Source organism: Synechococcus sp. R3-13 (genome assembly GCF_047462195.1).
In the GTDB taxonomy this organism is placed as follows: Bacteria; Cyanobacteriota; Cyanobacteriia; order Thermostichales; family Thermostichaceae; genus Thermostichus.
On the sequence record NZ_JANSIO010000027.1, the window covers coordinates 1 to 1,599 of the forward strand.

General features: G+C 61.4%; 2 protein-coding genes. One reads left to right on the forward strand and one right to left on the reverse strand.

Translation table 11 applies throughout. The features are described 5' to 3' along the window. Positions 1-1,315 (forward strand): lysine--tRNA ligase (lysS, locus tag NW856_RS00865; protein ID WP_414398624.1); only part of this gene is annotated, 1,315 nt, incomplete at its 5' end. Positions 1,316-1,408: 93 nt separating this feature from the next. On the opposite strand, the gene NW856_RS00870 is transcribed toward lysS, so the two are convergent. Beyond that, positions 1,409-1,599 (reverse strand): hypothetical protein (locus NW856_RS00870; protein WP_414398625.1); only part of this gene is annotated, 191 nt, incomplete at its 5' end.

The following is a 1,599-nucleotide window of genomic DNA, read 5'->3' on the forward strand; positions in this document are numbered from 1 at the left end:
GGGCAAGCTGGCTTTCTTTACCCTTCAGGATCGCTCCGGCACCATCCAGCTTTACCTGGAGAAGCAACGGCTGACGGAGCATATGGGGGAGTTGGCCTTCAAGAACTTGGACAAGCTCATCGACGTGGGCGATTGGCTGGGGGCCAAGGGCTGCCTCAAGCGCACCGAAAAAGGGGAATTGTCGGTGCGGGTGGACGAGTGCCAGGTGCTAACCAAGGCGCTGTTGCCGCTGCCGGACAAGTGGCACGGCCTGCGGGATGTGGAGAAACGCTACCGCCAGCGCTATGTGGATTTGATCGTCAATCCGCAGGTCAAGCAAACCCTGATTGACCGGGCCAAGATCATCCGATCCCTAAGGCAGACCCTAGAAGACCGAGGCTTCTTGGAAATTGAGACGCCCGTGTTGCAGGTGATCCCCGGCGGGGCGGAGGCGCGACCCTTCATCACCCACCACAACGCCCTGGATCTGGATCTCTACTTGCGCATTGCCACCGAGCTGCACCTGAAGCGGCTGGTGGTGGGCGGGATCGAGCGAGTCTATGAAATTGGGCGGGTCTTTCGCAACGAAGGCATCTCCACCCGCCACAACCCGGAGTTCACCTCTCTAGAGGCCTATCAAGCCTTCGCCGACTACCACACCATGATGGAGCTGACGGAAACCCTGGTCTGCAACGCCGCCCTGGCGGTGCGGGGATCCCTGCAGCTCACCTACCAAGGGGAAGCCATCGACCTCACCCCTCCCTGGCGACGGGTGACAATGCAGGAGCTGGTGGAGGAGGCCACTGGCATTTTCATCGATGTGGAAAAGGGATGCCCTGAAGAGCTCTTGCCGGCCTTGGCCGCCCAAGGGATCCCCAATCTCTCACCCCAGGACTCCCCCGGCCAGTTGCTGGTCAAAGCCTTTGAGCACTGCTGCGAGAGCCGCCTGCGCCAGCCCACCTTTGTTCTGGACTACCCCCTGGATGTGTGTCCCCTCACCAAGCCCCACCGCAGCAAACCGGGGTTGGCCGAGCGCTTCGAGCTGTTCATCGTTGGGCGGGAGACGGCCAACGCCTACTCCGAGCTCACCGATCCGGTGGATCAGCGGCAGCGGCTGGAGGCCCAGGCAGCCCTGAAGGCAGCCGGAGATGAGGAGGCCCACTTTCTGGATGAAGACTTCCTCACGGCCTTGGAATATGGCCTGCCCCCCACCGGCGGCCTGGGCGTGGGGATCGACCGCTTGGTAATGCTGCTGTGCGACGCTCCCAGCATTCGCGATGTCATTGCCTTTCCGCTGCTACGGCCCGAGACGGGAGAAGTGGCGGAGGAGGCTTGAGCCGATCCCTCTAACTGTCCATTCAAATCCCATCGATTTCTAAGAGAGGTTGGAGGTGGCTGCGGCAACGGCGCGGAGCCTTTGGGAAGTGTCTCAACCTATTTTGAAATAACTAGCGATAACGTCTTCCAAAAGCCGACCTTCGTACCCTTGCATCTGGAGGGCAGCCTGGAAATCCTGGCAGGCTCTCTGCCAATCCCCAAGGGCAGTCCGGGCCAGGGCGCGGTTGAGGTGGGCCTTGAGGTGGCAGGGATCCCTATCGCTCGCGTCAGCAGTGCAGAGTG